29 protein-coding genes are annotated in these 24,654 nt (G+C 47.0%); 16 read left to right on the top strand and 13 right to left on the bottom strand.

All coding sequences use genetic code 11. The features are described from left to right. Positions 1–2: 2 nt before the first annotated feature. A complete protein-coding gene (locus ACZ49R_RS01945; RefSeq protein ID WP_464733514.1) occupies positions 3–650 on the bottom strand; it encodes a hypothetical protein in 648 nt (215 codons plus the stop codon). 219 nt (positions 651–869) lie between these two features. Continuing rightward, positions 870–1,637 carry a tRNA pseudouridine(38-40) synthase TruA gene (locus ACZ49R_RS01940; protein WP_464733513.1) on the bottom strand — a complete coding sequence of 256 codons (768 nt, stop codon included), beginning with the start codon at positions 1,635–1,637 and terminating at the stop codon, positions 870–872. 95 nt (positions 1,638–1,732) lie between these two features. Here ACZ49R_RS01940 and ACZ49R_RS01935 point away from each other — a divergent pair, with 95 nt between their 5' ends. Further along, a complete protein-coding gene (locus ACZ49R_RS01935; protein ID WP_464733512.1) occupies positions 1,733–2,383 on the top strand; it encodes a GNAT family N-acetyltransferase in 651 nt (216 codons plus the stop codon). Beyond that, positions 2,373–2,645: a hypothetical protein gene (locus tag ACZ49R_RS01930; RefSeq protein ID WP_464733511.1), complete on the top strand. Its 273-nt coding sequence runs from the start codon at positions 2,373–2,375 to the stop codon at positions 2,643–2,645. The genes ACZ49R_RS01935 and ACZ49R_RS01930 overlap by 11 nt, the downstream gene beginning before the upstream one ends. On the opposite strand, the gene ACZ49R_RS01925 is transcribed toward ACZ49R_RS01930, so the two are convergent. Genes ACZ49R_RS01925 through ACZ49R_RS01915 form a run of 3 tightly spaced genes read right to left on the bottom strand, consistent with a single transcriptional unit; the run spans position 2,629 to position 5,985 of the window. Further along, positions 2,629–3,786, bottom strand: a complete 1,158-nt coding sequence (locus tag ACZ49R_RS01925; RefSeq protein WP_464733510.1) for a CoA transferase — start codon at positions 3,784–3,786, stop codon at positions 2,629–2,631. The genes ACZ49R_RS01930 and ACZ49R_RS01925 overlap by 17 nt on opposite strands. Further along, positions 3,783–5,093 (bottom strand): CaiB/BaiF CoA transferase family protein, encoded by a 1,311-nt coding sequence (locus tag ACZ49R_RS01920; protein WP_464733509.1) that lies wholly within the window; start codon positions 5,091–5,093, stop codon positions 3,783–3,785. Before ACZ49R_RS01920 ends, ACZ49R_RS01925 begins: the two co-directional genes overlap by 4 nt. Before the next feature lie 37 nt (positions 5,094–5,130). Further along, the gene (locus ACZ49R_RS01915) at positions 5,131–5,985 is read right to left on the bottom strand and encodes an NAD(P)-dependent oxidoreductase (RefSeq protein ID WP_464733508.1); all 855 of its coding nucleotides are present in this window, start codon (positions 5,983–5,985) and stop codon (positions 5,131–5,133) included. 43 nt (positions 5,986–6,028) lie between these two features. On the opposite strand from ACZ49R_RS01915, the gene ACZ49R_RS01910 reads away from it, so the two are divergent. Continuing rightward, positions 6,029–7,432, top strand: a complete 1,404-nt coding sequence (locus ACZ49R_RS01910; RefSeq protein ID WP_464733507.1) for a V-type ATP synthase subunit B — start codon at positions 6,029–6,031, stop codon at positions 7,430–7,432. A gap of 189 nt (positions 7,433–7,621) precedes the next feature. Here the strand turns inward: ACZ49R_RS01910 and ACZ49R_RS01905 are convergent, their stop codons facing one another. Both ACZ49R_RS01905 and ACZ49R_RS01900 read right to left on the bottom strand, forming a co-directional pair. Further along, positions 7,622–7,909: a zinc ribbon domain-containing protein gene (locus ACZ49R_RS01905; RefSeq protein WP_464733506.1), complete on the bottom strand. Its 288-nt coding sequence runs from the start codon at positions 7,907–7,909 to the stop codon at positions 7,622–7,624. Positions 7,910–8,021: 112 nt separating this feature from the next. Next, positions 8,022–8,183, bottom strand: coding sequence for a hypothetical protein (locus ACZ49R_RS01900; protein WP_464733505.1), 162 nt, complete (start codon positions 8,181–8,183; stop codon positions 8,022–8,024). A gap of 25 nt (positions 8,184–8,208) precedes the next feature. Between ACZ49R_RS01900 and ACZ49R_RS01895 the strand changes: the two genes are divergently transcribed. Continuing rightward, positions 8,209–8,940, top strand: coding sequence for a nuclease/transposase family protein (locus ACZ49R_RS01895; protein WP_464733504.1), 732 nt, complete (start codon positions 8,209–8,211; stop codon positions 8,938–8,940). 252 nt (positions 8,941–9,192) lie between these two features. On the opposite strand, the gene ACZ49R_RS01890 is transcribed toward ACZ49R_RS01895, so the two are convergent. Beyond that, a complete protein-coding gene (locus ACZ49R_RS01890; RefSeq protein WP_011763001.1) occupies positions 9,193–9,933 on the bottom strand; it encodes a HesA/MoeB/ThiF family protein in 741 nt (246 codons plus the stop codon). Next, positions 9,911–10,078, bottom strand: a complete 168-nt coding sequence (locus ACZ49R_RS01885) for a hypothetical protein (RefSeq protein WP_167827640.1) — start codon at positions 10,076–10,078, stop codon at positions 9,911–9,913. Before ACZ49R_RS01885 ends, ACZ49R_RS01890 begins: the two co-directional genes overlap by 23 nt. Before the next feature lie 43 nt (positions 10,079–10,121). Between ACZ49R_RS01885 and ACZ49R_RS01880 the strand changes: the two genes are divergently transcribed. The 3 genes from ACZ49R_RS01880 to ACZ49R_RS01870 all read left to right on the top strand — a co-directional run bounded on the left by ACZ49R_RS01880 (position 10,122) and on the right by ACZ49R_RS01870 (position 13,033). Continuing rightward, a complete protein-coding gene (locus ACZ49R_RS01880) occupies positions 10,122–10,808 on the top strand; it encodes a glycerophosphodiester phosphodiesterase (RefSeq protein WP_464733503.1) in 687 nt (228 codons plus the stop codon). A gap of 123 nt (positions 10,809–10,931) precedes the next feature. Next, positions 10,932–12,311 (top strand): ABC transporter permease subunit, encoded by a 1,380-nt coding sequence (locus tag ACZ49R_RS01875; RefSeq protein ID WP_464733502.1) that lies wholly within the window; start codon positions 10,932–10,934, stop codon positions 12,309–12,311. Further along, positions 12,299–13,033, top strand: a complete 735-nt coding sequence (locus tag ACZ49R_RS01870) for an ABC transporter ATP-binding protein (RefSeq protein WP_464733501.1) — start codon at positions 12,299–12,301, stop codon at positions 13,031–13,033. Before ACZ49R_RS01875 ends, ACZ49R_RS01870 begins: the two co-directional genes overlap by 13 nt. A gap of 119 nt (positions 13,034–13,152) precedes the next feature. Here the strand turns inward: ACZ49R_RS01870 and ACZ49R_RS01865 are convergent, their stop codons facing one another. Together ACZ49R_RS01865 and ACZ49R_RS01860 are read right to left on the bottom strand one after the other, a co-directional pair. Beyond that, a complete protein-coding gene (locus ACZ49R_RS01865; RefSeq protein WP_464733500.1) occupies positions 13,153–13,599 on the bottom strand; it encodes an AAA-associated domain-containing protein in 447 nt (148 codons plus the stop codon). Positions 13,600–13,993: 394 nt separating this feature from the next. Continuing rightward, positions 13,994–14,287: a translation initiation factor aIF-1A gene (locus tag ACZ49R_RS01860; protein ID WP_011762996.1), complete on the bottom strand. Its 294-nt coding sequence runs from the start codon at positions 14,285–14,287 to the stop codon at positions 13,994–13,996. A 62-nt stretch (positions 14,288–14,349) separates the two neighbouring features. On the opposite strand from ACZ49R_RS01860, the gene ACZ49R_RS01855 reads away from it, so the two are divergent. Together ACZ49R_RS01855 and ACZ49R_RS01850 are read left to right on the top strand one after the other, a co-directional pair. Beyond that, the gene (locus ACZ49R_RS01855) at positions 14,350–15,081 is read left to right on the top strand and encodes a zinc ribbon domain-containing protein (protein ID WP_464733499.1); all 732 of its coding nucleotides are present in this window, start codon (positions 14,350–14,352) and stop codon (positions 15,079–15,081) included. A 4-nt stretch (positions 15,082–15,085) separates the two neighbouring features. Further along, positions 15,086–15,718 (top strand): metallophosphoesterase family protein, encoded by a 633-nt coding sequence (locus tag ACZ49R_RS01850; RefSeq protein WP_464734078.1) that lies wholly within the window; start codon positions 15,086–15,088, stop codon positions 15,716–15,718. A 76-nt stretch (positions 15,719–15,794) separates the two neighbouring features. Here ACZ49R_RS01850 and ACZ49R_RS01845 read toward each other — a convergent pair whose 3' ends face one another. Beyond that, positions 15,795–16,565 carry an RAD55 family ATPase gene (locus tag ACZ49R_RS01845; RefSeq protein WP_464733498.1) on the bottom strand — a complete coding sequence of 257 codons (771 nt, stop codon included), beginning with the start codon at positions 16,563–16,565 and terminating at the stop codon, positions 15,795–15,797. Between the two features lie 65 nt (positions 16,566–16,630). Here ACZ49R_RS01845 and ACZ49R_RS01840 point away from each other — a divergent pair, with 65 nt between their 5' ends. The 4 genes from ACZ49R_RS01840 (at position 16,631) to ACZ49R_RS01825 (ending at position 20,278) form a co-directional block, all read left to right on the top strand. Beyond that, positions 16,631–17,527, top strand: coding sequence for an SPL family radical SAM protein (locus ACZ49R_RS01840; RefSeq protein WP_464733497.1), 897 nt, complete (start codon positions 16,631–16,633; stop codon positions 17,525–17,527). A gap of 66 nt (positions 17,528–17,593) precedes the next feature. Then, entirely contained in the window at positions 17,594–18,496 is a 903-nt protein-coding gene (locus ACZ49R_RS01835) for a hypothetical protein (RefSeq protein ID WP_464733496.1), read from the top strand. 36 nt (positions 18,497–18,532) lie between these two features. Continuing rightward, positions 18,533–19,465 carry a helix-turn-helix transcriptional regulator gene (locus tag ACZ49R_RS01830; RefSeq protein WP_464733495.1) on the top strand — a complete coding sequence of 311 codons (933 nt, stop codon included), beginning with the start codon at positions 18,533–18,535 and terminating at the stop codon, positions 19,463–19,465. 117 nt (positions 19,466–19,582) lie between these two features. Further along, positions 19,583–20,278, top strand: a complete 696-nt coding sequence (locus ACZ49R_RS01825) for a rhomboid family intramembrane serine protease (protein ID WP_464733494.1) — start codon at positions 19,583–19,585, stop codon at positions 20,276–20,278. A gap of 158 nt (positions 20,279–20,436) precedes the next feature. On the opposite strand, the gene ACZ49R_RS01820 is transcribed toward ACZ49R_RS01825, so the two are convergent. Continuing rightward, complete coding sequence (locus ACZ49R_RS01820) at positions 20,437–20,703, bottom strand: winged helix-turn-helix domain-containing protein (RefSeq protein ID WP_464733493.1); 267 nt, start codon at positions 20,701–20,703, stop codon at positions 20,437–20,439. 163 nt (positions 20,704–20,866) lie between these two features. On the opposite strand from ACZ49R_RS01820, the gene ACZ49R_RS01815 reads away from it, so the two are divergent. From ACZ49R_RS01815 to leuS, 3 genes are read left to right on the top strand one after another with little or no spacing between them, the layout of a single operon-like run. After that, complete coding sequence (locus ACZ49R_RS01815; RefSeq protein WP_464733492.1) at positions 20,867–21,211, top strand: NfeD family protein; 345 nt, start codon at positions 20,867–20,869, stop codon at positions 21,209–21,211. Continuing rightward, positions 21,208–21,708 carry a class I SAM-dependent methyltransferase gene (locus ACZ49R_RS01810; protein WP_464733491.1) on the top strand — a complete coding sequence of 167 codons (501 nt, stop codon included), beginning with the start codon at positions 21,208–21,210 and terminating at the stop codon, positions 21,706–21,708. The genes ACZ49R_RS01815 and ACZ49R_RS01810 overlap by 4 nt, the downstream gene beginning before the upstream one ends. Before the next feature lie 20 nt (positions 21,709–21,728). Beyond that, positions 21,729–24,566: a leucine--tRNA ligase gene (gene leuS, locus ACZ49R_RS01805; RefSeq protein WP_464733490.1), complete on the top strand. Its 2,838-nt coding sequence runs from the start codon at positions 21,729–21,731 to the stop codon at positions 24,564–24,566. The last annotated feature ends 88 nt before the right edge of the window (positions 24,567–24,654 follow it).

The following is a 24,654-nucleotide window of genomic DNA, read 5'->3' as shown; positions in this document are numbered from 1 at the left end:
ACTCACCTGGGGTAAATCCTACTAAAATCGAACTTAAGTAACAAAAGTGGATCTGACGTGTTCTTAAGCGAATTTACTCTCTCCAATAGTCTTGCTGCCAGCTGACCTGATTTGTACATCTCAACCGCTTTCTCAGGGCCTACTCTTTCCACAATTGAATTTATCTCGTCTCTCACTAAATATTCTGCGATTTGTTCTACTCCTGCGACTTCGCCAATTCTAATAAGATTCGATATTACAAAGAGCTTAACTTCCTGTAGATTTATTTTCTTTAGAACTTTGTCAAGCTCGTTAGACCACCTAACCGACTGAGTCGCTCTTTTAAACTCCTCTTCTGAAAAGACAAGTCTCACTCTTTGATTCCACTTTATTTTCCACAGGGCAAACCACTCAGACGCTATATCCCACAGCCTATTCCACATCCTCTCTGCGTATATACAAAGTCTCTGGCGAGCTTTAAATTCAGAAAACTTCTTCCAACTGTATATGCCTGCGCGCGTCGCTAAATAGTGCATAAAATCTCTAAATACAAATTCCCTTATTGTCTCTATCTCGCCAGGCGGCATGTCGTTAAAATGTTCTCTTATTAACTCTCCCAACATGTTGTCTATAGCTGCCGCAACAGCATCAAAGTCGCAGTAGTATTCCATGATTATTAACCAATTCCATATTTAAAGACTTATTGCCGTACATCCCTAGACTGTGACGACTAAAGGCTTCCCTTTCGTCCATGCTGTTGCAGACAACCAGGTTACTCTAGACTAGACATCTGGCTAGACAATGTATCGTCCTCTCTGCAAGCGTCTCTCAGTGTAGATTGTTGCAACGACGTTATAACCAAAAGCCTTGCCCTCTAGGGCAGAGGACGGTCACTGCTCCCACGTGGCCAAAGTCTCTCCAACAGCTTTTAAAGCCGCTGCGTGAGCTACAGCATGTCTATACTTTGAGAGAAAATACACATATGCCGATCTTAAAGCAGTATAATCTATCTGGAAATCAACATCGTACTCTATATTAAGCAAGACAAGGCCTTCGGCTGGCGCACTAGGCACAACGCCCGGCCTTGGTCTCTCCAATAGTTCTCTTATATCACGTATATTAAATATGCCGCGGCCAGCGGCTAATATCGCCCATGCAAGTTTTCTAATCATCTTGTTTTTGAAACCCCGCCCTACGAAGTGCATATAAATTAGATCCCCCCTTAGCTCTACTTTGATCTCCATAACTGTAGCAATGGTTGAAATCTTCTCTCCCCTCCTTTGTATAAATGAAGCAAAGTCGTGAGTTCCAGCGAGGACTTCTGCCGCCTCGCGCATAGATCCTAAGTCCTCGCCCCAATGAGGCGCCACATATAGATAATGCCTAAATTTAGCGCGTCTAGGGTTAAAACTCTGTGGCACTTCTGCTACAGCCCATGCCCAGACTCCCCGCGGCAACTTCGAATTTACAAGAGCTATTGGCAACTTCTGGGAGACCATCACCGTATTTGCCACAGCTGAAACGCCAGGGTCTGTCCTACTGCCTCGGCCAAGGATCTCGCCAAAAACCCTTTTTAAGGCTGGCTCAAGAGATCGCGAGTGCCCGGTAAATCCATAAAACAACGTTCCGTCGTAAGCGATACGGTATAAATAAGGCATATATAAAAATTTACAACTACTTTTTATGCTCGCATTTCGTAAAGCTGTAGAAGAGGATATCCCGAGATTATTTCGTTTGCACTAAACACTTGGGAATGGACGACTACATACCGCAGGTTATAGGCAAGTGGGTGAGAGAGGGGAGGGCGTATGTGGCGGTTTTGAACGGGAGGATTGCTGCACTAGTCCTCATAGACAAATCGGCTTATCTACAGGGACTTCGCGTAAGACCTGAGCTACGGAGTAGAAATGTAGGAGAGACTACTACGAGGTTTCTTCTGGAAGAGGCGCGACGGAGAGGCGCCATTATCGCCACGCTTTTGATAGCCGAATGGAATACGCCAAGCCACGCGTTAGTGAAGAAAGTCGGATTTAAACCACGTATGTATATCTACGGAGACAAACCTGCGCGAAGAGGAGAAAGTAAATGTCTCTCAAGCTTAGAGGCGTATGAGGCCGTGTCAGAAGCTCTCGGAAGAAGTAGAGGTTATACATGTTTACCTGACAAGCCGTGGGTTTGTACGGCTGTAACGCCCTGGGAGCTGCTTGCGAGGGGACGTCCCTGCATAGATAAATCTTTATATATAGGCAGATTTTCCTTTGGATCTGCAATAGGAGATCCAGACATAGATGTAACTTCTCTAAGCCTAGACGGATATAGAGAGATATACGACATATATACTCTATGCCATAGAGCTACAGGAAAAATTTTAGTCCCCCTTATTATGAGACCTTATGGAAACTAGGTCGTTCTACGACGTAACAGAGAGCGAAGATCGGAAGGAGCTTGCTAGACTTATCAAGGTCGGCGTTTTTGATTACGCCGTGTTAATACCAGAGGATTTACCTAAGGGCGATATAGAAGAAATCTTTAGAGAGGCAGGCTATAGGGAAGTCTTTGTTGACATATCGGCATGGCCTAGGCAAATAGTGGTGAGAACGGAGGATGGCGTCTATGCTTTCAAAAAGGTGGAAGAGGGTGTTTATAAAATCAACAAGGAGAGTTAACTCTGCCCGGAGTCTCTGACATAACATACGGAGTGCCAGGCATTAAGAGTTTTCTCTCCCCACATGTAACTTCTATAATAGCCCTTCTTAAACGCCAGTGTTCTTGTGAAGCCACCTCTTCTAGTGTTTTTATTATCGCCATAGGCGGTCTCCCCTTCTCTCTGCTCCTCCTTATTAGTTCTTCTGCTGGAAATTCTTTTACAATTGAAAATACCTCTTTTTCAAGCGGCTTAAGTATGTCTGGATTTTTCTCAACTTGAGCCATGGCGTCTCTCCATTTCTCAGCCAGATCCGGCCTGCCTATGATTTCGAAAAATGCCTCAATCTCTGGCCAGATTACTGTCGCTATAGCTACAAATCTGTCCCTCGCCTTGGCAGTAGTATATGTTACGAATAAATTGGCGTCTATTGTAGGCGATCTACGCCTACTAGCTCCTAGTACAAACGCAGCACCGATTTGATAAGGATGATCCACAGACAACACGTCGTTTGTAGCTACGTCAACAAAAGTCCCCCTCCCTGTCTTCATCCTCCACCAATAAGCGGCTAGCGCGCCTAAAGCTGCAGCGGCTCCCGCGAAAGCCCAGGCGAGCCAGATACCTGCTCTTATAGGGTATGAATACGGCTCTGGGAGATCTGGATTTCCTAACATTGCCATATAACCATTATATGCCTGTCCAATTAGATCTGAATCTGGAACATCTCTGTATTCTATGGATTTTGCAGTGGGGTAGTGACCAAAGGGCGATATAGCGACGTATATGAGCTTCGGATATTTTTCAGCTAACTCGGGGTATCCCATGCCTTGCTCTGATAATTTCCCAGGCCCAAGACCGTCTAAAAGAATATCGATATCCTTAATTAACGAGCTTAAGTCTTCCCACTTTACTTTCTTTTTTCCTCTACTCTCAACAAAGTATGGTATGCCTACGCCATTTATATAGACTCCATCTGTCGTAATCTTAGCCGCCTCTTCGTCTGGCACCGTATAAACCTCTGCGCCTAGCTCCGCCAAAAGAGAGCCGGCAATCATACAGCCAAAGTTTATTCCACATATCTCCAAGACTTTTACACCCTCTAGCGCACTCGGCTTCCCATGTGGCGTAAATAACTCCCTTAATACTGTCTCTCTATCGCTCATATCTCATCTCTCTCTCCCTGAAATACTGGATCTTCTTCTGCTTTCCAACCGGGCGGCGGCATATTGCCAATTTGTCCGTCCCAATAGCCCAAAACCCCGTGCTCCACTAGTTTGTCAACCTCCTCAGCCTTTATACCTAGCCATTTTCTTAAAACAAGCTTGTTATGATAACCAACAGGTCTCGCCACCCATCTAACGTTAAGATTTACGCCGGCAATTTTAACTACGGGACCTGGCACCACGATTTCTCCATATAGTCTATCGCGTATTTTTACAATAGATCCGCGTTCCCACCGCCACGGATCGTTTAATACATCAAAATCTGTCATTACAGGTTGAATAGGCACTTTAAGTCTTTTACCAATTTCTAGAATCTCTACAAGAGTCTTTTGAGAGATCCACTTCTGTAAGATCTCATAGACTTTCCATCTATCTCCCAAAGCGTCTAAGAGTCCATTTACCTCTTTTGCAAGAGTTCTAACTTGCGATTCTGTCATAGCAGACACAGCTACGTATTTTCCATCGTAAGTTTTGAAAACTCCAGACACTGGAGCAAAGGGGTCAAAAAAGCCGCTTCTCTTTAACCTCCTCCCAGTTGCGCTCATATAGACAAAGTGGTACATGAACCTTTGAAGACTTGCTGCTTGAGATAAATCTATATACTGCCCCCGCCCCGTCTTTTCTCTATATATTAACGCAGCAATAATCGCGCTAACGGCCATAGTAGACGGAAGCCAATCCCCTGGGTAATCGGGCAGTCTATATATTTCATTTATGCTATTTTCCCAACCTGTTGTATCCATAATCCCAGACTCGGCTTGTCCAATTATATCATAGCTGGGAAGTTTATGTAGAGGGCCAAATTGACCATAGCCCGACGCACTTACGTAAATTAGACGTGGGTTTATCTCTCTCAATTGGAGATATCCCAACCCATATTTATCTAGAGTGCCAGGCTCCATATTTTCAACAAATACATCGGCTCTCTTTACAAGTTCTATAATGAGCTTATAACCCTCCTCTTTTCTAAAGTCTATACCAACAAAATATTTGTTAGAGTTTAAATACAAGTAATCAATTCTCATACCTTTGAAAAACCCTTTGCCGCCCCACATGGGGGCATACTTCCATCTATCTCCTCTTGGAGGAGGCTCTATCTTTATAACTTCGGCACCAAGCTGAGCTAATAACCTAGGTATGTTAGGACCAAGAATATAGTGGGCAAACTCAACAACTCTGACACCCTCTAGCGGCCTATTATCTATAGAATTAAGGAAAATATTTTTTAAACTATTGAAGTAATCCATTAAAAGACTTGAAAAATAGTTCTTTTAAATATTGTGCTTAATATATTTCACTTAATGCATGTATACCTAGTTCGCCTAATCCCCTCTCTACCATCTTCTTATAGAGTTCTAATGCAAGTGCAGCGCCTGGGAGAGATATGTTTAACTTATTTGCTATCTCCATGGCATATGCCAAGTCCTTCTTTAGATGGGCTGCCTTAAAACCAGGAGATAAATCGCCCTTTAATAGCTTCGGTAGATAAAGCTCTATAGACCCAGATTTTGCAGCACCACTAAAAAGTACTTGGGCAACCTTATCTATGTCAAGGCCAAGAGCTTTCGCTAGGCGTAACCCCTCTACCATTGCAATAGTATTTAACGCTATTACTATTTGATTTACCAACTTCATAGCTTGCCCATATCCCACAGGCCCCACATGTACTACAGTCTTTCCAAAGGCCTTAAAGACTGGAAGTAACTTCTGAAACAACTCCTCATCTCCCCCGACCATAATAGTGAGAGTTCCCTCAATTGCGCCCTTCTGCCCGCCTGTAACAGGCGCGTCGAGAAACTTCACTCCATATTGTGCTAATCTCTCTGCAAATCTCCTGGCCCACTCAGGAGAATTCGTCGACATATCTACTACCACTAGACCCGGCTTGGCGCCCTCTACCACTCCGCGGGATCCAAAAAGCACTTGTTCCACATCTGGCGCGTCTGACACCATAATAATTACTACATCTACTCTTTGTGCCAAATCGGCAGGAGAGCTTGCAACGTAGACTCCAAGTTTTTCAAAAGGCTCCGCTTTAGATTTCGTTCTATTATACACAGCCGCTAGTAGGCCCGCTCTGTGGAGATGCATAGCCATGGGCGCCCCCATTATTCCAAGCCCGATTACACCAACTCTCATGTACTGAAAGTTAATGTATAAAAATAAAAACTATCAAGCAAGTATGCTAACGCCTGTAGTTTCTTATTCTACTGTAAGGGAGGTGAAGGGCCCTCTAATAGTTATTGAAAAGACTAGAGGCGTTTCATATGGCGAAATTGGCGAAGTCGTTGGGCCAGATGGAGAGCCTAGAAAGGTACAGGTTATCGAAGTTGGCACAGACTACGCCATAGCTCAAGTACTAGGCGGCACCCTTGGGTTGCCGGCGAAGGGCTCAACGGTGAGATTTTACGGCAAAACCCTCAAAATGCCCGTATCAGAGGAATTAATAGGGAGGATTTTAGATGGGAAGGGACAGCCAAGAGATCATATGCCGCTTCCCCCGCCAGAGGATTTCCGAGATGTCAATGGAGAGCCTTTAAACCCCTATTCTCGAGAGTACCCTGAAGAGCCAATAGAGACAGGAATTTCCGCCATAGATGGCCTTTATACATTAGTTAGAGGGCAGAAGCTACCTATATTCTCCGGCACGGGCTTGCCTCATAACATGATGGCCGCCCAGGTAGTTAGACAATCCACAGTAAGAGGCTCTGAGGAAGAGTTCGCAGTAGTTTTCGTCGGCGTTGGTATAAAAACCGAAGAGGCGCTCTTCTTTATGGACGAATTCAGGAGAACAGGCGCGTTAAGGAGGGCAGTAGCTGTACTCAACCTAGCGTCTGACCCAGTGGCGGAACGCATCTTAGCGCCACGTGTAGGTTTGACAATTGCCGAGTATTTAGCCTGGCAGTTGGGCTACCACGTGTTGGTAGTAATCACAGACATGACTAACTACTGCGAGGGTCTTAGAGAGCTTTCCTCTGGCAGAGGCGAACTGCCAGGGAGACGCGGTTACCCAGGCTATATGTACACAGACCTGGCCACAATCTACGAGAGAGCGGGGAAGGCACATGGAAAGAAGGGCTCTATCACTCAGTTCCCAATTCTCACAATGCCGCATGACGATATCACCCACCCCATTCCCGACTTGACAGGATACATCACCGAAGGCCAGCTAGTGCTCAGCCGCGCCATGTGGGGCAAGGGCATCTATCCGCCCTTCGACGTCATTATGTCGCTATCCCGTCTTGCCAAAGACGCAATCGGCGAGGGGAAGACTAGAGAGGATCACAAAGACGTAGCTAACACGCTCATATCCGCCTACTCGAAGGCTCTGGAGATTAGAAATCTCGCTACGCTTGTCGGCGAGCGCAACCTCGGCTGGAGAGAAAGACGGTATCTCCGCTTCGCAGACGCCTTTGAACAGAAGTTCATAAAACAGGGCTACTACGAGAGACGCTCCTTTGAAGAAACATTAGATATCGGATGGGATGTCCTCTCCATATTGCCGGAGGATGAACTTACAAACGCCAGGCCGCAGATCACGCAGAAGTTCTACCGTAGACACATCTTCGAAAGTGTAAAGCTCTAAATAGCTCCCTTTTGTTGCGCCCGGCCCTTCCCAGAGGAGCTCTGGGCATGTCCGGAGCCGTGGCCCCGGCATGGGGTCCGGCCGCGTCGGCGTGGGCGAAGGGGTTGGGTCATTGAGAGTTTGTGATACCCCTAACTAGCCGGGCCCCAGGGCCGGGGTGTCGGTTCGTGATTAAAAGAATTTACAAGCTTAAAAGCTAGATGCCGTAATTGGGGTAGAAAAATTAGTTCTGGCTTTCTGAAGGAGTTCCCAGTACCTCCTCTTGGCCCAGAGCAACGGTATGTTGTCCCTATGGTCGGTGAAGCCGCAGACAAGACAGCGTGTTATGCGGTTTTTCTCCTCTGCCATCTTGGCTTCGCAACGGAGACACACTGTGCTGTAGAGTCGCACCTCTCTATATAGAAGGCCATACCACTGCGCAAGCGCCTGTAGGCGTCTCCTTAGTTGTCCCAAACTGTCTAGAAAGTGCTTCTTCACTCCGTCTCCGTTCCTCTCCTTTAACTTCCGGTAGCTCTCGTCCTCTATTGTATCAACGACTATGGCGGCGTTGTTCTCCCTCGCCAGTTTAATTATCTCTTCTGCAACGTCCTTAAAACCGCCTGGATTTGAGGTAATTGACTCTATCTTCGAGTCGCCTCCTCTTGGCGGGGTCCGCCTCCCTAGCGGCTCTCTCCTCGAGCCAGCTTATCTCCTCGTGTAACCTCCTCAACTCCCTTATGCAGACGCAGAACCCTCCTACTGAGCATCCCACCTCTCACCATGCCGACGACAACGCCGTGATCAAGGCGGTTGACATCCACGGCGACCATCGCCTTGGGCTCTACGTCGCCCTCGTCTTCGCTAGAGATGTAACGCCGGTGAAGCCTAAGGTGCTTGTTATCGTCAATATCAATCGCCTTGACCACGGCGTTATGGCTGGTGTTATTGTTGATGGTAAGATTGTCAAGTGGTTGAAGTTGCCTGACGTGTCTGTTGTAAAGGAGTTGAAGAGGTTGCACCAGAGGGTTAGGGAACTTGAGAAGCGGGCCGCGAGGGAGATAGACCCCGCCGGGAGGGCACGACTTGAGGAGGAGGTTGGCCGCCTCAAGAGCAAGAGGTTTGGCGTAATTCGCGACGCCGTGGTGAAGATGGCTAAGGAGCTCGTCGGCTTGGCCGTCAAATATCATGCCACAATTGTGGTCGACGGCATAGACGAAAGGACGTACTCGGCGAGGAAGCAGAGCGGCGAAGACGGCGCGAGGAAGCACTTCTACGACGGCCTCGGCCAACTGAGAAGACGTCTACAACACTTGGCGCAGTGGTATGGCCTTCTATATAGAGAGGTGCGACTCTACAGCACAGTGTATCCCCGTTGTGGAGCAAAGATGAGAGAAGCGGGGGTGGGCGGGTGCAGTGCCCCGCCTGCGGCTTCTCAGACAACAGAGACAACATACCCATACACCGGGCCAAGAGGAGGTACTGGGGGCTACTCCAGAAACAACCCGTTTTTTCGGCAATCACACTTCTAACTCGTAAGTTTCTTCACTTACGAACCAACCGGCCCTGGCAACCGGCCGTTACGCCGAGCCCGTACACACGGGCACGGCCGGCCCCCACGCCAGCGACCGCCAAAAGGCGTACCCGCGAGCCCGGAGAGGGTCGGGAGACGTGAGGGGCATCTCTCACGTAATAAAACAACCTATTTTTCCCACTCTCACCTGTCTTCAAATATTGAAGAGTTCTGTTACTTCGGCAGACTTGACATTGAGCGTCTCTGATTGTCAAGTCATGCTGTGGGAGACTCCGCACACAGGGCAGTTTGGATTTCTCTCAATTTCTAAGAGGTCGAAAGTCATATGTTTTAGATCTACTACCAATAATCTGCCTACTAAAGAAGGCGCCCCAAGTGCGGTTTTAAAAACCTCGAGTGCCATAATTGAAGCCACCACTCCTACTGCTGGGCCTAACACTGGGCAGAAGCCCATGGCACAAGACGGCAACGATTTAAAACGCCCAAATATGTCTTCTAAACATGGCGTTTTTCGCGGTATAATTGTGGTGACGTGACCATACCACTCCTGAACTGCGCCGTGGATAAGAGGTTTTCCATGTCTTACCGCCGCCTTATTAACCACATGTCTAGACGCCCAATTATCCAGCGCGTCTACAGCAATATCTACTTCCTTGAGTATGCTATCTGCTAAGTCAGGGCTTATGGGCTCGGCGATAGGGACAACCTCAACCTCTGGATTTACCTCGCTTAAAACTCTAGCGGCAACCTCTGCCTTCGGCTTCCCCACGTCTTTAGTTGTATATAAGATCTGGCGGTGTATATCCGGTATTGAAACAACGTCATGGTCTATAACAACAACTTTTCTAAACCCCCCGCCCGCCACATATCTAGCAACTAAAGTGCCGAGGCCGCCGATTCCAAATACTGCTACAGCCGTTGCCCTCAGTCTGCCTTGGCCCTCCTCTCCAATTACAGGGATTTGTCTACTATAACGCTCGACTAACCTCATTTTTCACATATATAGTGGTTATTAGACCTAGACCTATTAACAAGAGTAAGACTCTCTTGAGAAAAGACGCGCTTGTGGCAGGAGCTAAGACTATGACAACGAGCGTGCCTAACATCGCCATTTTTAACGAAGAGAAGAGGCCCATATGTCTGACACCTTTGTAATATATAACTCTTCTACAGAATATTATGGATTTACTTGAAATATTAAGACATCGCGTTGTCGTGGGCCATAGGGGGTTTCCAAAGAGAGAATTAGAGAACACTCTCCCCTCCATAGAGTCGGCGATTAAACATGGGGCTGACATCGTGGAGGTTGATGTACAAGTCACGGCAGATGGCGTAGCTGTCCTAAGTCACGACGATACGCTAGAGAGAACCTTTGGCATCTTGCTTAATGTCAGAAGGGCCACCTGGGAGGAGGTTAAGAAGGTGGAAAAGGGCAGGTATAGAGTCCCCACGCTTAGAGAGGCGCTAGAGCTTATTGCAGAACGCGCTGGTGTATTTATTGAGATTAAGCACCCAGAGGACAAACAAACTGTTATTGCTACGATTAGAGAAGTTGGCGCACAGAAATGGAGCGCCATAATTAGTTTCCACGACGAAGCTCTAGAGGGGGTTGGGCTCTACAAGGGGCTTATTTATGCAAAACCTCCTGGCCGTGTTATAGATGCGAAGAGACTCGGTTGCCATATTGTGCTTCCCCACTACGCCTTGGCGACAGAGAAGGCGGTGGCTTTGGCGCACCGCCTGGGTCTCTTTGTTGTCGCTTGGACGATAAATAGCGTAGATTTAGCTTTGCGCTTGTGGAAAATAGGCGTAGACGGCATTGCTACAGACGACGTTGAAAGTATAAAAGAGGGTTTGAGGAGTTGAAACAGTGATGTGTGGGAGACCTCGCCTGACGCGTGAGGATTTTGCCGAGTGCTGACAAATTATATTAAAAGGATGAGCATAGCAAGTGTTATATACATATGTGTAGCCTAACGCTATGGGGTTGTGGAAAGTATTGCCATCGCCGTTTTAGCTCTCTTAGCGACCTTTGGGAGGATGGCCTTGGCTTTGTTATCTACTGTGGCTATAGCCTATGCCTTGGCATATGCTATGTACAAATCTAGGCGCGTTGAGGCAGTCTTACTGCCTCTTCTAGATGTGTTACAGTCGGTTCCTATACTGGGGTTTTTCCCCATTGCCCTATATGTCTTTGTTCTCACAATGCCACAGATTGGTGCAGAATTGGCGGCTCAGTTTCTGATTTTTACATCTATGGCGTGGAACATAATCTTTGGGATATATCAAAGTTTCAAAACTCTACCTAGAGAACTTATTGAGATGTCTCAAGTGTATCTCACCGAGAGATTGGCGCTGGCCCATGTGTTTCTACCCGTTGCTTTAAGAAGCGTTTATTACAACGCCGCCGTGTCTTGGTCAAACGCCTTCTTTTTTATAACTGCTTCAGAAGTGATAACTCTGGGAACTGAGGTAAAACTGTTCGGCATAGGTAGCTTTGTTGTAGACGCTTTTGAAAAAGGCGACACTACAGCAGCATATGTGGGAATAGCGATAGGAACCGCCGGAAACATTGCCCTATATTTATTCCTCTGGCGTAAGTTAATAAGAGAGATGCCACAGCCGCCCTACGTCCTTTCCAAAATACTTTCCGTCTGGATGAAATACGGCATATATGTGATATTTACAGCTACTATGTTGTTATCTGCCGTATTTATTTACTATATCTTGCGTAATTTTACCCCAGCGTCACAACAGTGGGAACTTTTATCATACCTGGCGGATTCCCTAATAGACGTCTTGCCGACCCTAGCTAGAGTCGTTATGACGCTTACTATCAGCGCCTTGGCTGGTCTTCTCTCTGTGGCTTTAGTTGTGAAAAATCCACAACTAGAGACTACAGTGTTTATCGCTCTTTCGATTCTATCGTCGATACCGGCTGTATTTTTATACCCGCTGATAGGATCTGTGGTGAAGGGCGAAGCACTCTCCGTGGCCCTCTTACTGCCTGGTAGCATTGTATACACAGTGCTAAACGCTGTTGCCGCTTGGCGCGACGTGCCTAAAGATCTAGCAAGAGCCTACGGCATTGGAGGCGCTGTCTATTTCATCCACATCCTAATACCGGCTACACTGCCGTATCTAATAACCGGCTTATTAACCGCATGGGGCGGCGCGTGGAATGCCACAATTGTCGCAGAGCCTCTTGCAAATGTAAACGGACTGGGGGCATATATGGCGCAAGTCGCGCAACTCGGCAACATACCGGCGCTTATAATCTCAGTTATTGTTATGAGCGGCGTGGTAATTACTGTAAACAAATTAGTGTGGAAAAGGCTCTATAATCTGGTGGCGCAATGGCACTCATAGAGATAATAAAAGTCAAGAAGAGCTATGGAAACGTAGTAGTGTTTAACGATCTTACGATGTCTATAGCTAAAGGCGAGTTTACCGCCTTACTTGGCCCCTCTGGATGTGGCAAAAGCACATTATTAAGGATGATAGCTGGTTTGGAGAAGCCAGATGCTGGCATAATTAAATTCAGGGACGAATTAATTCGAGGGCCTAGACGTGAGATTGCGCTTATGTTTCAATCGCCCACATTATTGCCTTGGAAAACTGCGCTTGACAATGTGGCCTTGCCGCTAGTGGCTAGAGGTATGAGCTGGAATGAGGCAAGAGAGATAGCAATGAGATATCTATCTTTTGTTGGCCTCTCGGGCTTTGAGGAAGCATATCCACGTCAGCTGTCGGGAGGTATGCAACAAAGAGTGGCGCTTGCGAGAGCTCTCGCAGTAGAGCCAGAGGTTTTGTTACTAGACGAGCCTTTCTCAGCGCTTGACCCCCTCACAGCAGAGAGCTTAAGAGCCGAGATTGTCAAATTATGGCATGACAACCTTACCACAATACATACAGTGGTTATGGTTACACATTCAGTAGACGAAGCCGTATACATGGCCAACAGAGTTGTTGTATTTAGCCCCCGCCCCGCAAAAGTAGTAGCTGACATAAAGATAGATCTGCCATACCCCAGGAATAGGAGAAGCCCGGAATTTCAGAAATACCTAGATCAGATATATGCCTATATTTAACCGCCATACTCATACTTTGGAATACATAACGGGAGTTTCCTACTCAACGTGGGCTTCTCCAGAGTCGTTGTCCCAGAGCCAGAGGTGCAGTATATTTAGGCTAGTGCCGCTTGTTACAGCTAAGTTGGTACAACCCACTCTCCATTGTCGATTTCGACTAATTGCGCGAAAACAGCCCAACCTAAAATTTTCCTGGCTCCCTCTTCGTCATAACCGTACTCTATAAGCAACTTAAGTACCTCATCAAGTCTAACTCTGCCAGACTTAGATACAAGACCTACTAAACTTGTAAAGGGCTCTAGCGCCATGAGCGTTTTTCTTAGACGTTTTTGAAATTCTCTCACTGGCTTCTCTACGGCTGATCTCCCCTCTTCTGTTAAAACTAAGTCACCGTTGCTAGTTTTCAACAAACCTAAGATCTCCGCAGCGTCGATAACGTGCGATAGATCGCCCATATCGACATCTATGGCATCATTTACATGCATAGCGTCAACTCTACCCCCGAGGTTATGGACAACTTTTAGAAGCCCTAGAACTTGGTCAACTGTGACCGCGGGAAAATTCACAATATCTTTTTTTGGATTTCAAATTTAAATTTTGTCCACCGGCCCTGTTTCTACACCTAGACAAACTACAGACAGCTCCACGTGGTACCCCCATCCCTGGCTCTGAGTTCCGGCGTAAAAGTGAGATGTCGCTAGTCTTCTGTGACCCGGAGCGCTTGTATCCTGAGTGAGTGTTTCTACGGGCTGGTCCAGACTCTCTAGAGAGGGCCGGGCGCCATATAGGGGGATTTGTTGGTAACATATTAAACGGCACAACCAATGCGATATGTCTATTGGGCAACAAGACTTAGCCGTCTCCTTCGCACTTATATAGCATACCATGTTGCAGAGAGTTAAATACTGAAAATATCAGCACGCCGCTTTTCTTCATATTATCAGCACTCCGACCTTTTCGTCACACGTAACGGTCAAGGTTTTCTATGGTCTCCGCATAACCTCTCCGCTTGAGTTCCTCTATGTCTCTTTTCTCATATTTATGTACAATATCGCCTTTAGCCGGGTCGAAATCCCATAGAGCCACTATCACGTAGTCGCCCGCCTTAAGCCACAGTCTTTTTCTCAACCGTCCGGGGAGCCGCGCTACTCTAATCTGACCATCTGCGCAAATAACTTTGAACCTACCATCGCCAAGCATCTCAACAATCTTGCCAAGAACCTCCCCCTCTCCGGGCGTTCTAAACTCTGACATGATGATGCAATCGGGACTACTTTAAAAACGTAACGCATTTTAATAGTAGAGCAGGGGGTTTTATGTTTACGTACTATCTACGTTGTGATGTAGGTAAATTAAGAGAAATACTAGGCGGCGAATATAGAATAGTTGAGCTTGGGAGTGTTGTTAAACTAATCGAAAGTTTCGTAGCTATATATGCCAGCGACCTCCCCCTCTGTGTTTATAAAAGTTGGAGAATGACATATGCAGACCCAATGCAATTTGGGATAGCCAAGGCGGAGGTTCTCCTTAGGAAAGATGGCGCAATAGTTAGACTTATTAGACCAGATGAGAAGATAGGTCTTCCCGAACTTGTCGAAAGCACTCCATTTGTAGTACATGCGATGGACGTAAATGAAAACGGCGTTGTATACCGCGTATTTAGAATGGGCGGCTATGTAGAACTCGCCGCAAGGGGGGTAGCCGGGGGGATAAAAGAGGCCTTCTACCCCAAGAAAGGCGTAAATATCCTAGTGGTAGACCTCCCGCTTACGCAGAAGTTTCAACATCTACTGACAGAAGTGTTAGAGCTGGCTAGAGAGCACTATGTTGAGCTACATACGACAATGATTTCAGACGTCTGTCCGCTCTGTGGAGGAAGAATGGAAAGACGTGGGAGACTTGTCAGATGTCCTGTTTGTAAAATCCAGTTAAGTAGAGATGTCAACGCCGTGTGGACCCTCGCAAGAAATATAGTTAGGAGACTTGGCCGGGAGCAACAGTTGGCCGAGCTCAGGGAGATCTTCCGGCTCTACTACCCAAATGTGTAGTATGATAAAACTTCTCTTAGTAGCGGATATACACGACGGGATAAGAAATATAAAAGCCATAGGCGGCAATTACGACGCAGTTATTGCCGCCGGCGACTTCACATACCGTAGAAGTTTAAGCGCCGCCATAGAAGTATTAGAGACTTTGGCCCAGATAGCCCCTGTCTATTTTGTACCAGGCAATACAGACCCCCCAGAGCTGGCTAATTACGAGACTAACGTCATAAAGCCGCTCCATGGGAGGACGCAAAAATTAGGCCCGTATACTATAGGCGGCGCCGGCGGCAGTTTACCCACGCCATTTAACGACCTCTTTCGAGTTTCTGAAGAAGAACTTGAGACACTCCTACGATCTTTAAATCCAACTCCACAGATTTTAGTTGTCCACAATCCGCCAAGGGGGCACTTAGATAAAGTAGGTGGTGTAAAGCCGGTGGGCAGTATTGCCGTAAAGAGGTATATAGAGGAGAAACAACCGCTACTCTCTGTACATGGACATATACATGAAGACAGAGGCTTAGATGTCTTAGGCGACACCATATTAGTCAACCCAGGTTCTTTAAAAGACGGCCACTATGCAGAGGCTACGCTAGACGGCACTAAGATTATTGTACAACTGCGCTCAATCAAGATTTAGCGCATTACGGCTCCGTATGTGGATACGGCGGCGTCATATGTTACCCCCACTCACAGACCTCAGGGAGAGTCGGGCGCTACGAAGGAGGACGTCTTATTTCAATGCCCATTTCTCTAAGTTGTTTATTTAGCATTTTTAACATCGTTTTTACGTCGATTTCTACCACGCGGCCGTTAGACACTTCAAAATGTATCCAGTCGTGTACTACCTTCATTCTTCTCGCTCTGGCTATTCTCATACGTCGAACATAGAGCCCCATTTCCTCTAAGTTTGGATCAACCTCTATTTGAATTATCATATCTGCCAGATGTTCTGCCGTTGTTAAAATACCGTAGACCTCCTCTACGTCTGTATGCGCCGTGGCGACTACAATAGAGTTTGTATATTTTGCAAAAATTTTAAAAGCACGGAATAGATCTAGAGCCGACCCTGGGCTCCGCATTAATATCTCATTAAGCGAGTCTATAATTACAACTCCATTTCTAAAATCGTTTGTAAATTCCGCTAGTTTATTCAAAAGGGCATATGCGTCGGGGTTTTCTAGTCTGTGTTTTACAGGAGGCTTAAGTTTAGAATAGCGCTCATTGGGGGCGGCGAAGCCGTCTACAATAGTTATATTTGAAACAGGCGCCCCCCTCCTCTTGACGTCTTCTAAAACTTCGTCAGCCATACTATCTATAGCAAAGAATAGGATAGACGCGCCGGCTTTAGCCGCGGTGGCCGCTATTGTGGTGGCAAAAAACGTCTTTCCCACTCCTAGAAAGCCCTCAATTAACACGACGTAGCCTGGCGGAATGCCCTCCGGTATTTGTTCGTCTATCGGGTCAATACCTGTTTTAAAACCCACGAAAAAAGAGTGCATCTATTTTAATAAATGTAACCAGGTTTTATTGGCCATATTCTCTACGATACATGCGTATTTCTTTATATGTCGTAAGGCCGTTTGACCCCTGGAAAAACCCACTTTGTACATGCCCTGTGAAATATGGAGTAAACCCATACACGGGGTGTGGCCACGGCTGTCTATATTGCTATATAACGTCGTATATCCCCAACGCGTTTAACCCAAGGCCAAAGGAGGATTTAGTGGAAAAAATTAGGAGAGATTTAGAGAAAATCCCAAGAGGCTCTATAGTTGCCCTATCTAATTCTTCAGACCCATACACTCCTCCTGAGGCGACTCTCGGCCTTACGAGAAAGGTGTTGCAGATTTTACTTGAGAGAGGTTATAAAGTGATTATCACGACAAAATCTCCCCTTGTGCTTAGAGACCTAGACATATTTACGCGTAATAGAGGGAGGGTAGTAGTGCAGATTACAATTACTACCCTCCGCGAGGATCTTGCTGCTGTTTTAGAACCGAGGGCGCCTCGCCCTGCGGGAAGATTAGAAGCAGTACGCCGTTTGGCGTCTGTAGGTATACCAGTCAGTGTTAGACTTGATCCACTGATACCTTATATAAATGACGACATTGACAATATAGAGGAGGTAGTGTCAGCTGCCGCGGCTGCGGGCGCTGTGCATCTAGTCGCCAGCACCTACAAGGCCAAGCCAGATAATTTCGCCCGTATGGCCAAGGCATTCCCAGAGAAGCTGTCTCTTTGGCAACAGCTCTATTTTAAAGAGGGGAAATACTTCCACGGCCAGTGGTACGCCGCCGAGAACTACAGGCGTAAAGTTCTAGAAACAGTAGCTAAAATAGCGAATAGGCTAAGGTTACAATTTACCATCTGCCGCGAGGAGTTTATAGACCTTAACACGCCTGGCACATACTGCGATGGGAGCCACCTATTTTCACAGGCGGAATAAGACAACGGCAACATTCCACATGAGGAAGAAAAACATTCCTTAAAAACAGCAAGCGGCTGTGCGACTATGAGGTGGGCTCCACTACTGCTACTAGCTGCATTGGCAATGGCGGCAAACATGACAGTGATAACTACGCCCTCTGGAAATATACACATTACATACATAGACAATGGCACCCAAATAATAGTAAATATCAACAACTACAGAGTAATTACGGCAAATATAAAGGCCAACGTCACAATTGCAGGCGAGCAGTACTATCTACACATAGTAGGCCAAGCCAAGGGTCAGTTTACCAATGCCACAATCAGCCAGCTACTAGCTTTGCTAAATCAGACTAGGCAGGGCAAGATAGACAGCCTTATACAAGTCTTTAAGTTGTTGGTAGACAGCAACCAGACAGAAAAACTTAAGGCAAAGGCTATGTTAACAGCGGCGTCGTTAAATAAGACCGCGCCAAATGCTACATATCTAAAGATGAGGCTTGAGTATGAATTAGAGAAAAAACTTTCGAAATTTAACAAGACATTAACAAAGGAAGATGAGTGGGAAATCAAACTAATGACAAAAGACCTCAATAAAACCGCAACGTTACTCTCTGCAATAGCGGCCAGATTGGAAAAGTACAACATAAGCGACGCGAAGACTTTGCTCTATATCGCCCAACGTCTTAAGGAACTCTCTACGTCTGTGAAAAAACTCGAAATGTATATCAACGGCACAAAAGTAGAAATAAAATTCGACAAGAATTACTACAAAATAGAAATTGAAAAAGGAAATGGCAAGCATAAGTCTGATAATAAGTCAAGAGATAAAGACGTAGAAGCAAAAGATGAGAAGAAGTCCAACAAGAACGACAATTCTGACGAGAAAGACGAGAAGTCTAGTGAAAAAGACAAAAAGAACGAGAAAGAGAGAGACGACGAAAAGTCTAGAAAAGAGGAGTCTAACAAGAAGAAAGGCAAGTAGAGAAACCAATATATTTCCTTCATTTTTCCATTTCGTGTGATTTGGGCTCTCTTGCTTTTTGCAAACGGCACGGCACTGATGGTATTTAACGCTACTGTAACAGCCACCGTTTTTAATATCACTCTGCCAGTTCAGCCGCTTTCAGCCCCCGTGGTAGAGTTAGACAGAGTGCCAGTGCCTGCGTTGTTTGATGGCAAGACGGTCTCTGTTGTTACAGGAGGCCGAGGCTTAGTAACTATTAGATACGTGCCAAAAATCGACGAAATAGGCGGACTGCCAGCTATAAACATTACGACAAGTGACGTCGTTATAATATGGGCGAACGGCTCTCTTCTTGTGATTCCAAACATTAAAATCTTTAACTATACAAGGGTAGACAAATCTCTTGTAATCGTGGCAAAGGGGCCAGGCTATATTGCCTATGCAATTCCACGCCCAATCTCGCCGCCCTATGCTGCCGCTAGACAAAACAACACGACTACACCGGCCGCAGCCGCCTCCCAACTAAACAAAACACAGCCCGCCACTGCCATGTCACAACAAAATACGTCTGCCGTGCAACAACTGCCGGCTTCTTACACTACTTCACAAAATAATCAATCTCAACGAGTTTCTCCCCCAAGCGGGTCTCCTCTGCAAACTACATCAGCTACGGTAGGAGGTTCTGTAGAGAGCCCGCTCTGGCTAGCAGGTTGGTGGCTGGCGGCTTTAGCCGGCGCGGCGGCTTTTGCAACGGCCCTCCTAGTATTGAAGAGGGGGGCGAGGGAGGTAGCAAAGTTGGGGGATGTGGATAGGCAGATATTTGAATATGTAAAGAAGACAGGCGGAGCTTATGAGGCCGACATAGCTAGGGACCTCGGGATCCCCCGCACTACGGTTTTTAGAGCTGTGAGAAGACTTGCAGAGCAAGGCCTTGTGGTTTTGGAAAAGAGAAATGGGAGAAATTGGGTAGCGCCCGCGGACTCTTAGAGACGGGGGTATTTAGAGCCCGGTGAAGAGTCTCCTGGCCCCTAGGGGAAAAGACGTAGACTTATGAAAAGCGGCGACATATGGATAGAATTTTTAACACAAGGTTTAGTGGGCTAAGTGGCGTTGCCTATACGTGATATAAATCCCACGTCGTCATTTCCGTTTGTTACAAAGGCGCTAGTCTTTATAAATATTGTCGTCTTTATATACGAACTTTTAAATCCAGAGATCGTTCAGAAATACGCCTTTATACCTGCTCTAGCTTGGATAGAGCCTTATCGTTGGGTTACACATATGTTTCTCCACGGGGGCCTTCTCCACATAGTGGGCAACATGATTTATCTCTGGGTTTTTGGAGATAACGTAGAGGATCACTATGGACACGGACGTTTCCTAGCCCTTTACATATTTTGGGGAGTTGTGGCGGCGTTTACACACTACTGGGCCACCGCAGCTCAAGCGACGCTTTTAAGTGCGTTTGGGCTTTTGGGAAACCCCATGTATGTACCGGCGGTGGGGGCCTCTGGGGCTATCAGTGGAGTCCTCGGCGCATATATGGTTTTATATCCAAGGGCCAGAATACTCACGCTTACATTCTTCATAGTTATTACACTTATTGAAGTCCCCGCCTGGGCTTATATAGGCTTCTGGTTCCTCTATCAACTCTTCTATGGCTTCTTTGAGCTCTTTACTCTCCAAACCGGCGGAGTTGCTTATTTTGCACACATAGGGGGATTTGTTGCCGGCTTTCTTACGGCACTAGTATACAGACGTAGAAGACGGTATTACTACCCTTCGACTTTCTTTCCGTAGGAATTTTTCGACGCTGGACAGCAGACGGCATATTAACCTACGGTAACGGCAACAAGCCCTGTCCTATATGGCGGAAAATCAGATGAGACGGCATTGTTTTAGCTTACGCTGGTTGGCTTGCGAATCTCTTGGAAATAGGTCGGAGAGATGTGGATGTGCTACCTAGTGAACGCCTTGGCATTTCTAGTCTCGTTTAGCATCTTTTCTATATTCTCTAGTTTTCTTAAGACGTTGGCACAGTTGAGTATGTATATAGTTGTGCCGTTTATATTTACAGACTTTATATAGCCGTTGTTTTCAAGCCAAAAAAGGTGCCACTGTGCAGCCCCCCAGCTAATTCCAAGCTCTTTTACCACTTCGCCAACTGTAGTATAGCCTTGTGTCGCAACTTTCTTAAGAATTTGTACCTTCGTATTATCAAGCACAAGATGTATTGTTTTTTCTTTTTTATATCTTGCGAGGTTAAATTTAAATCGTGGAAAGACAAAATATCTGCCCCTGGCGTGGGGTGTCGAGGCGCCGTGTTGGCGGCTGTGAAAACGCCCCCTCCGAGGGGCAGATATTTTATATACAGCCTCCGCTTTAGATGTGGATGTTGTAATTTCCACATCTATACTTGGTTTACTTGGCGGCTTGATAGCGGTTTTTACATTTTTAGGCAACATCCCGCCATGGCTCGGATATTCGGTAGGCGGCGCTCTTTTATCTATCTACGCCATTATTATGATTGCGGGGCTTAGAGCTCCTAGAGACAAGAGATCTCCTCTAGATATTATAGGCAAGAGGGGGGTCGTGGCTGGGGTTGAAAATGGTTGGGCTATAGTTAAGATAGAGGGCGTGTATTGGAGAGCCTATTGTATAGGCTGTCTGCCTGGAGATGTGGTAGAGGTGGTGGAAGTAGGCGATACGGGGCTTGTTGTAAAGAAGACATGATATGGCTTGTGATTTTTATAGTGGCTCTTGTCATAATTCTCCACTTTATCTGGCCTTTTGTCGTTAGGCGGGGTGGGGCATATAGTACCTCCAGCGCCGAGGCGGCGTTGTGGGCATTTAAGCGTATTGGCGTATATGGGAAGAAGGTATATGACTTGGGCTGTGGCTATGGGCGGGTGTTGACTTTGGCAAAACGCCTAGGTGCTGTGGTAGTGGGCGTTGAGATCGACCCGCTGAGATGGTTTATATGTGTTTTAAGATGTCGCTGTAAAGTATTACTAGGGGATATGTTTAAGATTCCTCTGTCTGATGCCGATGTTGTATATATTTTCCAGTGGCCTTCTGTAAACATCCGTCTTGCTGTAAAATTTATGCGAGAGTTAAGACGTGATGCATTTGTCGTATCTTACATGTGGGAGGTGCCGGGGCTTAAGCTTGTGGAACATAACCCAGAGCTTAGAGTATATATATATAGAGTTGGGGAATCTAACTTTTAAACTGGCGGCATTTCTATGTCATGAGTGAGCTTTCGCGGTTCTTCATAGAGATTGCAGAGAGGTGGCAGAAAAGGTGGAAAGAGTCGCGGGTTTTTGAACCGGAGCCAGCCCCAGGTGTGGCGAAGTATTTTATCACGGCGGCATATCCTTATCCCAACGGGGCTGTGCATATCGGACACGGGCGGACCTACTTAATTGCAGACGTGTTAGCTAGGTTCTATAGACACATGGGGAGAGTTGTATTATATCCCATGGGCTTTCATTACACAGGCACGCCGATACTTACAATAGCCGAGGTTATTGCGGCTGGAGACAAGACAGTTATAGAGGAGTACATGGAGATATACGGCGTGCCTGAAGAGGAGATAAAGAAAATGGGAGACCCCCTCTACCTCGCCCGCTACTTCCACAACCGGTCCAAGATGGCGATGGAGAGGTTCGGCTTAAGCATAGATTGGACTAGAGAGTTCACAACCATAGACCCGGAGTACCAGCGCTTCATCCAGTGGCAGTTCGAGAAGCTGAGGAAGAAGGGGCTGATCGTGAGGGGGAGACACCCCGTGGGCTGGTGTCCAAGGCACTCAATGCCTGTGGGCGCCCATGACACTAAAGACGACAAAGAGCCTGAGATCGGCCAGTGGACGCTGATATATTTCACAGACTCAGAAGGGCTGACCTTCCCCGCGGCCACACTTAGGCCTGAGACAGTGCTGGGCGTCACTAACCTCTGGATTAACCCAGACGCCGAGTACGTAGTGGCCGAATTCGACGGGAGGCGTGTCGTAATTAGCAGAGATGCGGCATACCGCCTCTCCTTCCAGGCGGAGGTGAAAATTCTAAGAGAGGCTAGAGGCAGAGAGTTTGTAGGTCGTAGTGTACAAAATCCTGTCACCGGAGAGTGGGTGCCTATATACGAGGCCTGGTTTGTAGACCCCAGGGTGGGAACCGGCGTGGTAATGTCTGTGCCGGCTCACGCACCTTATGACTACGTCGCCCTCCGCGATTTAGGCATTGAAAAGCTGATTCCGTTGATAAAGGTGGAGGGGTATGGCGACTACCCAGCTAAGGAGGTCGTAGAGAGGATGGGGATAAAAAGCCAGACAGATCCAGCTCTCGAAGAGGCTACTAAAGAGGTGTATTCTGTAGAATACACAAGAGGCGTCATGAGAGAAGACGTTACCGAACGTATAGGCATTCATCTACAGGAACCTGCTAGGTCTATGCTACGGGCTGTATTTAAGATGTATTTCGCAGGGAGGCCGGTAAGAGAGGCCCGGGAGTTTATCGCCAAGTGGCTTGTAGAAGCCCGTCTCGGCGGCGTTATGTATGACATAATGAACAAGCCAGTCTACTGCCGTTGTGGCACAGAAATTGTAGTTAAAGTGTTGGAAGATCAGTGGTTCATAAACTATGGCGATCCCAAATGGAAGGAAACAGCGCGTAAATTAGTAGATGAAATGGTTATTATACCTGGAGAGGCGAAGGCCCACTTTTTCGCCACTATAGACTGGCTAGACAAGAGAGCATGTGCTAGGACACGGGGCTTGGGTACGCCACTTCCTTGGAGCTCTGGCTGGATTATAGAAAGCCTAAGTGATTCAACAATTTACATGGCGTTTTACACAGTGATAAAGAAGATTAGACAATTTGGCATAAAGCCGGAGCAACTGACTGAGGAGTTTTGGGACTTTGTCTTCTTGGGGCAGGGCTCGGCAGATGAAGTATCTAAGAAGACGGGGGTGCCAGTTGAGGCCCTCAAGGCCATCAGAGAGGAGTTTGAGTATTGGTACCCCCTGGACTCGAGGAACTCCGGCAAGGACCTCATCCCCAACCACCTGACCTTCTTCATCTTTAACCACGTGGCCATATTCCCCAGGGAGAAGTGGCCACGGCAAATTGTGGCTAACGGCTGGGTGCTTAGAGAGGGCGAGAAGATGTCGAAGTCTAAGCGCAATGTCCTACCTCTTGATAGAGCCGTGGAGATGTACGGCCCGGATCCGCTTAGGGCCACGCTAGCGCTTGCAGCCGAGGTGGAACAAGACCTCGACTTTAGAGATGCTGAGGCCAGGAGAAACGCCCAACAGCTGATGGCTATATACACCCTAGTGCAGAGACTTATACAAAATGCTGAAAATCGGCCGGCCGGCTGGATAGATCAATGGCTGATAGCGGAGATCTCGCGGATTTTAGATAAGGCGAGAGAGGCATATGAAAAAGTCAGGGTAAGACAAGCCGCTGTTGAAGTGATATATAATGCCAAAGCGGTTTTTGACCAATACCTCGCCATGGTAGAGAAACCGACAAAATTGGCGCTTGAGGCAGCCCGGGCGTGGGTAGTGGCTATGGAGCCTATAGTGCCGCATATAGCCGAAGAGCTTTGGGCATTGCTAGGTGGCTCTGGTTTTGTAGCCACAGCGCCGTGGCCTAGGCTAAAGGCAGAGTCAGCAGCTTTGTTAGCAAAGAGATATGTTGATATGTTGATAGAAGATGTGAAAAACATCCCAGCCTTTGGCCCAGGCGCAAGACGCATCGTCATATATGTAAATAGGAATTTTTCGTGGGCAAAGGCTGCTCTTAATGGCGATGTAAAAACTGTGATTATGGCTGGCGCGCCGCCTCAAGTAGCCAAGCGGTTAATAGACCTGGTAAAGACGCTAGGAGATGAAGTCAGAACGCTTTTAGCATCTACGGAACAATTCGACGAGCTAGAGACTTTAAAATCATACAAAGCCTATATAGAAAGAACGCTCGGCACACCCATAGAGATTTACAGTGTAGACGACCCCTCAGCCCCCGATCTGGGAGGCAAAAAGAGGGCAGCCCTGCCGTTGAAGCCAGGTATCTATATAGAAAGATAGAAGTACCACCCTCTGCCTGAGAACTTTTCTCTTTATGCCTTAATCGGTACCGTCCTTGTTTATACCTATCAACTCCCCTTTGTACAAC

This window comes from Pyrobaculum organotrophum, assembly GCF_055384425.1.
This window is presented reverse-complemented; position numbering and strand designations above follow the sequence as displayed.